General features: G+C 45.5%; 8 protein-coding genes. 3 read left to right on the forward strand and 5 right to left on the reverse strand.

The genetic code is table 11. The features are described from left to right. Positions 1-31: 31 nt before the first annotated feature. Both LN893_RS10620 and LN893_RS10625 read right to left on the reverse strand, forming a co-directional pair. A complete protein-coding gene (locus LN893_RS10620) occupies positions 32-508 on the reverse strand; it encodes a redoxin domain-containing protein (RefSeq protein ID WP_229969797.1) in 477 nt (158 codons plus the stop codon). A 123-nt stretch (positions 509-631) separates the two neighbouring features. Then, complete coding sequence (locus LN893_RS10625) at positions 632-1,780, reverse strand: putative sensor domain DACNV-containing protein (protein ID WP_229969798.1); 1,149 nt, start codon at positions 1,778-1,780, stop codon at positions 632-634. A 180-nt stretch (positions 1,781-1,960) separates the two neighbouring features. Here LN893_RS10625 and LN893_RS10630 point away from each other — a divergent pair, with 180 nt between their 5' ends. Both LN893_RS10630 and LN893_RS10635 read left to right on the forward strand, forming a co-directional pair. Then, on the forward strand, positions 1,961-3,604 hold the full coding sequence (locus LN893_RS10630) for an ABC-F family ATP-binding cassette domain-containing protein (RefSeq protein ID WP_229969799.1): 1,644 nt from the start codon (positions 1,961-1,963) through the stop codon (positions 3,602-3,604). A gap of 295 nt (positions 3,605-3,899) precedes the next feature. Then, a complete protein-coding gene (locus tag LN893_RS10635; protein WP_229969800.1) occupies positions 3,900-4,100 on the forward strand; it encodes a hypothetical protein in 201 nt (66 codons plus the stop codon). Positions 4,101-4,345: 245 nt separating this feature from the next. On the opposite strand, the gene LN893_RS10640 is transcribed toward LN893_RS10635, so the two are convergent. The 3 genes from LN893_RS10640 to LN893_RS10650 form a co-directional block, all read right to left on the reverse strand. Beyond that, positions 4,346-5,233 carry a 3-keto-disaccharide hydrolase gene (locus tag LN893_RS10640; protein WP_229969801.1) on the reverse strand — a complete coding sequence of 296 codons (888 nt, stop codon included), beginning with the start codon at positions 5,231-5,233 and terminating at the stop codon, positions 4,346-4,348. 152 nt (positions 5,234-5,385) lie between these two features. Then, entirely contained in the window at positions 5,386-6,108 is a 723-nt protein-coding gene (locus LN893_RS10645) for a class I SAM-dependent methyltransferase (RefSeq protein ID WP_229969802.1), read from the reverse strand. Between the two features lie 75 nt (positions 6,109-6,183). Continuing rightward, positions 6,184-6,714 (reverse strand): carboxypeptidase-like regulatory domain-containing protein, encoded by a 531-nt coding sequence (locus LN893_RS10650; protein ID WP_229969803.1) that lies wholly within the window; start codon positions 6,712-6,714, stop codon positions 6,184-6,186. A gap of 547 nt (positions 6,715-7,261) precedes the next feature. Here LN893_RS10650 and LN893_RS10655 point away from each other — a divergent pair. Further along, a partial coding sequence (locus LN893_RS10655; protein WP_255709979.1) for a reverse transcriptase domain-containing protein occupies positions 7,262-7,833 on the forward strand: 572 nt, incomplete at its 3' end.

Raw genomic sequence — 7,833 nt, forward strand, 5'->3', positions numbered from 1 at the left:
CATTCAGAACCAGACGAGTCATACAATAAAATCAGTGGGCCAGAATTTGCTCCAGATCGTGTAGCAATACTTTTATATCTGGGCGCGCATAAGGAGTACTTTGTACAGAGCTAGCCAAAATCTCCAGATTTGGTTTAAGCACGAACAAGGCGGGTTCTAAAAATTCTTCTGGCTGTTGGCTTCCAAAGCCGTGGCTAATATGCATTCCTAAATCTTTACCATCTTTCAAAGAAAAGCTATGCGCCATAGGTAGTTTACCCGTAAACCATTCCTCTTTCGCTTGCTGCGCACGCAATGGAGTGTCGGTACTTACAGCAACAACTTCAATGCCTAGGTTAGCATATTCTGGGTAATAGGTACCCCACCTGTGCACATACCTATAACAAACACTGCAATGGAAACCTCTGTAAAACACCAGGATGAGTAACTTTTTGTTTTTAACGAGGCTTTCTACATCTACGGTAGCATCGTCCAGTATGGTAAGCTGGTAATTGGGGAATTTTTCCATAGTTAGAGAAATGGGCTCAATATTTCCGAATGTTCTTCGTGTTTGGTTGTACTCTCTGATTTAGTTTATGGTTCTGTTTGTTTACTTCCAACTCAATTTTAGCACCATAAAATCACAAGTGTTTTAAAGCAGTAAAGAGTCAATCCTATGCGCTTGTACCATGTTTTCGCAAGGTGACCAGGAGAAGATGGTGAAGCGCCCATCCTGTGATGCTACCATGGCCAATGCATCTTGCTGGTCGTGTACAAATTGAGCTGCTGAGTAATGCCTGGTGCCACCATTCTCTGATGGATGTACAACCTTGCCACTGTCGCCAATAATAGGCTCAGTCAACATAACTTGATCGATGGGTGTGGCTTGAGGCGGCCTACCAATTTTAGCACCGAAGGCAAGTAAGTTATACTGGTCGTCAATGATGGTTGCACCGTCTACAGCTGTAAGACCTGCTAAGCTGTCAATTTCCTTGCGAAGCTTGCTCTGCCAAAGTGCATCATTTGTATTTTCCTGTTCTTGCAGCATTAAATCGGCCAAAGCACAGTAGGCTGGCTGCACCGCATACATAATGGGCCGAATGATTGACTCTTGCCAGGCAGAAGAGTTGCTTGGCACAACTAATAAGGAGCCGCCCTGATGATGTGCACGCATAGATACAGCCAATTGAATAAGCACATTGGTTGAAGCAAAGAAACCAGGTGAGGTGCTAGAGCTGAGTAAAGACGACAGCAGGTTTGGGCAATCGGGTAGGGCAGCGCCATTTTCATCCACTACTTTTACCTGATCCCCTTTCAGCACAGCCACATTTGCAAATTTTCCATAGCCGTCTGTGCGCCTGTGCTTCACCACCAATAAACCAGGTTCTGACACGTCTACCACAAAGCAAAGGCTGGGAATAGTGCGTGTTGCACCCCAGATGTATAGTTCGCCGTCCTTAGGCCAAATTCCCAGGTGTATACCTGGTCTTTCAACGCCAGGAGCAATTTTTATGAGTGTATCTGGCGAAAAAGGAATTGGCTGCTCAAAAAGCATTGGCATTTCCGCTTGGTCTGGAGGCAGAAATGCTATAGAAATTTTTGGAGGGTTTCCTTCCTCGCGCCGAAGGCTAGCCCAGAACGCGGCATCTAGCACCACCTCAATTGTTCGCTTGCTGGGTGCGTAAGCCAGTACTTCTTTCCCGACAGATTGTGCTGCGTCTATACGCCTGGTAAAGTGTTTTTCAACTGCTTCTGCTACCTCCTGTGCTGCCCTGTAGGTGGATTCGCGGATTATTTGCATGATTATCTTTTTGGTTTGTGCTTCAGCTGTTCGTTCGGTTGCACAAATTTGTACTCGATTTGAAACTGTAAAAGTTGAGCTTATAGCTAAAGTTGCTGCTTTTTCTGCAGTTTAAAAATTCTTTCTGAAATTAATCTAGCGTCAGAATGTTGTATCTTCGCAGCTTAAAATTAAAACATTATGATTTCAGTTGATGCGGTTGCCGTTGAATTTAACGGTGCAGCTCTTTTTAGCAACGTTTCATTTAACATAAACCCTGAAGACCGCATAGCGCTGATGGGTAAGAACGGTGCAGGAAAATCCACTTTACTTAAAATAATTGCTGGAGTAAATAAACCAACGCGCGGAAAAGTATCTGCTCCTAAAGACGCTGTGGTTGCCTATTTGCCACAGCACCTGCTTACCCAAGACAATTGCACGGTGTTTGAAGAAGCATCGAAAGCATTTGCCAATATTTTGGATATGAAGGCACAGATGGATGATTTGAACCATCAGCTGGAAACCCGCACCGACTACGACTCTGATGACTATTATAAACTGATTGAACAAGTTTCGGAACTGGGGGAGAAGTATTACTCAATAGAAGAGACAAACTTTGATGCAGAGGTAGAAAAGACCTTGAAAGGCTTAGGTTTCTCCAGGGAAGACTTCACAAGACCTACAAATGAGTTTAGCGGTGGCTGGCGCATGCGCATTGAACTGGCAAAAATTCTGTTGCAAAAGCCCGACCTGATTCTGCTCGATGAGCCAACAAACCACCTTGATATTGAATCCATTCAGTGGCTCGAGGACTTCCTGGTGAACAATGCCAAGGCTGTCATCGTGATCTCGCACGATAAAACTTTTGTTGATAATATCACCAACCGCACCATTGAAGTGACAATGGGCCGCATCTACGATTACAAAGTTAACTACAGCAAATACCTGCAGCTGCGCACCGAGCGCCGTGAGCAACAGCAAAAGCAGTTTGAGGACCAGCAAAAGGAAATCGCCGAGATTCAAGGCTTCATAGATCGCTTTAAAGGCACCTACTCTAAAACACTGCAGGTGCAGTCGCGGGTGAAGATGCTGGAGAAGATGGAGATAATTGAGGTAGACGAGGTAGACACTTCTGCCTTGAACTTAAAGTTCCCACCTGCACCGCGCTCTGGTAATTACCCTGTAATTGTAGATGGCCTAACGAAGAAATATGGCGATTATACTGTTTTCAAAGATGCTTCGCTAACTATAAACCGTGGCGAGAAAATAGCTTTTGTAGGCAAAAACGGCGAAGGTAAATCTACACTGGTGAAAGCCATTATGGGCGAGATTGATTTTGAAGGAACGCTCCAGTTGGGCCACAACTGTATGATTGGGTACTTTGCCCAGAACCAGGCTTCTTTGCTGGACGAGAACCTAACGGTTTTCCAGACAATAGATGAGATTGCCGTGGGTGATATGCGTACCAGAATTAAAGACTTGTTAGGAGCCTTTATGTTTAGCGGCGATACGGTTGAGAAGAAAGTGAAGGTGCTTTCGGGAGGGGAAAAGACGCGACTGGCGATGATTAAGCTACTGCTACAGCCTGTGAACCTACTCATTCTGGACGAACCAACGAACCACCTTGATATCAAAACAAAAGACATTCTAAAAGACGCACTAAAGGCTTTTGATGGAACGCTGATCCTGGTGTCTCACGATAGAGATTTTTTGGATGGGCTGGCAGAAAAGGTATTTGAGTTTGGCAACAAGCGCATCCGTGAGCACTTCGAAGACATCAACGGCTTCCTCAGAAATAAAAAGATGGAGAACCTGCGCGAAATCGAAAGAAACATTGCAAAATAGTTACTGCTTCAATGTCCTTAGAACAATCTATTAAGCCCGCTACAGAGCAATCTGAGCGGGCTTTTTCTTTCTTGAAGGCGTGATTAGAAGTTTGCTGCGCTGTTGTGGCTAAAAGATATAACCTATTATAGCTGCTGTTCCGTATCTATGGTAAAATCTATTTATATGGATCCACTTAAAATAATGACCTATATGGCGATACCTGGAGCTGTAGTAGTTTTGGGAGTTCGCATTTTCCGCCTAATGCAGAAAAAGAAGGCTTAACCTTTAACAAAACAATTTTAACTCTAAAACTATGGCAGACATCTCAACCAAACAACCACTAAAAGATTTACTTGATAACCCTCAGAAAATTTCTGAAGTGATGGAGGACCCTGGTAAATTTGGCATGGACGTGTACAAATCGTTATCTAACCAGAACAAGATGTACCTTTCCTTTGCTGCAGGAGTAGGTTTAATTATTTACGGGTTTATGCTCAGAAAGCAAGAGAAGTAGTTGTTCGCTTCCCTTGCTACTTGTTACATTAAGAGGCAATAAGCTGTGCTTTTTAATGTAGCTCATGCTCCTATAATGCTTTTTTGCTGGTGCGGGCTTGCGGCTCGTACCTTTATTTTTTTCAGTAGTTCGACCTTTTTCACAAAAATTTTAATCTGAAAGAAACCAGCAAAGCGAACCAACTTATTTGTGCCCAACTACAGGTGTAACGCCAGTAGGCATGACTTAGAAGTAGTTTGTGCCCGCTACTTGAAATAAGCAGCATACTTCTTCGGCATCTCATCTATACTTCTAATCTGGATTTCTTTATAAAATACTTCAGCTGCCTCGCTTTGCAGCTGTATCTTACCTTTCGTCAACGGAATTTCCTGCCCATCTACCACATATCTGGAGTTCTGTAGCACCATTACGACATGCCCGTTCACGATGTGTAGGCTTTTGTCTTCGAAGCAGACTAGTTCTACGTTCGTCCATTCACCTTCAGGGCTTTCATGGTCTTCGCTGCGCAGGCAAAAACTGCTAACACTCTTGCCTGCTCCAACTGGCTGAAACGGCTGCCTGGCACTGGCCACTGTGTTCATATCACCTTCAGGAATAAAAGCTCTTATATCGATGGCAGAATTCGCAATGCTCCAATAGTCGCCCATGTGCCCCTCCATAATCTGAAACTCCTGCGCTAGCATCCAAGACCGCCAATAATCTACGCCCGCTTTTCCTACAGAATGGTAGAGTAGGCCAGAGTCCTTGAGTAAATCTTTTCGCGGTTCCCACTTTTGAACGCCCCATTTCACCTTTAGCTTGAGGTGGTAATTCTCGTATTCCTGCTTCGTATAAACACAGCCATAAATCTCACCGCTGATTTTTAAAGCTGGCTCGCCACTGTCTTCTACCACCGAGAAAACATTCGCTTCGTTTTTATTGTACCCAATAGGCTCTATCGTCTTGCCGTTTTCACCGGAAGGAACGTTGCCGTTGTAGCTTGTTGTATGGCGGTAACTCTGGTACACCTCCCATTGCGACAAGTTTATGTCGAGCAGAGACGTCCACTTGTTTTTAGGCTGAAAAGAGCTGGAACCTATAAAAAGAAGGGCGAAAGCTGCGGGGAGAACAGTATTTATGATTGTTTTTTTCATAGAGGCTTACACAAGAGTTTTGAAAGTTATATGCAGGCTGAAGTTAAGAGTTTTGCCAAAGATAGAATAACAGTTTCGCCCTTATATTATAGGCGATACTGGGTGGCTAGTGCTGTATAGCTTGAACAAAGTCTGGCCAAAAAACAAAGCATTTATTTAATCCCTCCAAAAGCTGCGAAGGCAATGTTCTTGTGCAGTATTTCCACCTCTCTGAAACCGACTTTACGCATCATATCCAATTGAAAAGTAACGGAGCGTGAGCTGTCTTCTTTTTCGATGTAGGCCAGCACGTTATTCTTGTAATTCTCGCCTCCTATACTTACTAGGTATTCGCTATACTTGCTCCAGAAAAGCTGGTTTATCTCTTTTGAATTGTGAATGATCAAATCTGAGATCCAGAAGCTGCCTCCTGGCTTGAGCGACTTATATAGTTTACTGAACACAAACTCCCAATCCTGTTCCTCCCGCAGGTGATGCAACACAGCGCCAGCCAGTACAATATTATAATGATTTTCTGGCAAGGCGATCTCCCGAATATCACCCCGCATGCTTTCGATGCTTCCGTTGGTAGCTTCCTGCACTCTCGCCTTGGCCCGATCTAACATAGGCTGCGACAGGTCGACTAATGTACAGTTAAGGTTAGGCAGCTTGTGCAGCATTTTCAGAGTATAGTTGCCTGCGCCGCAGCCAATATCCAGTAGGTTCTCTGCTTTGGGATTCACCGCTCTGGCCGCATCCGTTATCAGCTCCAAAGACACAGGCGCATCTATCGTTGATTGCTGCCCCGTGCCCAGATTGGCAAACCTTTCTACATCTTTATCAAAGCGTTCTCTTATTTCTTCGTTCGTAGATTTTTGGTGGAGGTTAGTGGACATGAGGGTAGAGGTAAAAAACTAGTGAAGCTGTATAATGTAAAGAGAGTTAAATCAGGCTCTTTTATAAACTTTTTCTTACTTACAGTTTATAAGTTGCTCATAGGAAAAACGAATCTCATTATCTCCTTTTTCATAGTTGAAAAATAGCATTTGAGTAGAGTCTGTAGGACAAGGTATAGCTGTACTCTTATCAAGTTCAGTGATGTCTTGATAGCCTAACAACTTGCCCCAATGTGAGATTGCTCTGCATTTTGTCTTGTCTGCTTTACTCAAGCTTTCATACTCTTGCACCTCCAGAAATTTGTTCCAACGCAACTCCATTCTGCCGAGGTAAATGCTGTCGTTTACATATTTCACACCTGTAATTCGATAGGTAGGAGCACCGTCAGTGGTTAGAAGCACATCAAAATTTTTTGTGTTGTATAGGCTGGTTTTGATCGTAAACTTTCCTTCTAAATCAGTAAATGTATTTACTGCCGTTTCAGCAATTTTGACTTCGCAGTTTGGCAAGGGCTTGCCCTCCTGGTCTACAACACTACCCGTAACGGTTATAAGCGGCCACTGGATGAAAAGCAGTAGGTAGGGGAGCAGGTAAAGCTTTGCCATTTGATTGATTGTTTGGGTGAACGTACTGGGCTATGCGGTGGCGAAGCTGCCGTATAGGTGTGGTGTGCGCCCAGTATGGGCACCTGGTACTAAAGGTATCAAATTATTCCAGAGGGTGAAAGTCCCTTACAGGCGAGTTGGTGAAGCCTGTTAGCAAGCCGCAAGCTGGTTCGTCGTGAGGCGTGCAGTGAAGAAAGCGGAACTGCAAAATCCGGTACTGACGGACAGAAACTGCATAAGAGGCAGGAAGTCGTGGGTAAGCAAGCACCCCTTTGCGATGCCCCTGACCAACAAACGACTTTGTGTAGATGCAGCAGGAATCGGAGGAAGGAATGTGCTCTTACCTGGGGAGGTCTCCCGGTGTCGTGAACACAGTGAGAAGTCAGCAGAGGCCATAGTAGGTAGAAGTAACGAGCTGGGAAGCACCCGGAGGTCTCACAATCTGCTGAAGGGCCGAACGTTAAGTTGCCCCAAATTCGGCAAGGAGGCTGTGCCAGCCTTGCCTTAAGCGGGGCAGAGATTACAAGTAAAAGTAATAAAACAAAAGATGATAGAGAAGGTACTCCACCGGGGCAACATGCTCAAGGCATACACGCACGTGCTGGCCAACAAAGGTTCGGCGGGCGTGGACGGTATGCGGGTGGAGGAGCTGGCTTTGCACCTGAAAGAAAACAGGGACGCCATCGCCACCGACATCTGCAACGGCAGGTACCTGCCTTCTCCCATCTTAGGGGTAGCCATACCCAAGAGCAACGGTAAGAATCGCCTGCTGGGCATTCCCACCGTCACCGACCGGGTGCTGCAACAGGCGGCAAATCAGGTGATAGCACCGCTTTTCGAGCTGGAGTTCAAGGAGCACAGCTACGGCTTCCGTTCCAACCGCAATGCCCACCAGGCCCTGCAGCAGGCGCACAGGTATATCCACGAGGGCTATCAGCATATCGTGGATATAGACCTTCAGAACTTCTTCGATGAGGTGGACCATTGCCTGCTGCTGCAGCTGCTCTACTGCAAGGTAAGATGCCCGCTCACCCTTCGCCTTATCCGCAAATGGCTACGGGCTCCCATTCTTATCAACGGGAGACTGGCCAGGCGCCGCAAAGGCGTGCCGCAGGGAAG

The sequence above is a fragment of the Pontibacter harenae genome (assembly GCF_020907245.1).
Lineage (GTDB): Bacteria > Bacteroidota > Bacteroidia > Cytophagales > Hymenobacteraceae > Pontibacter > Pontibacter harenae.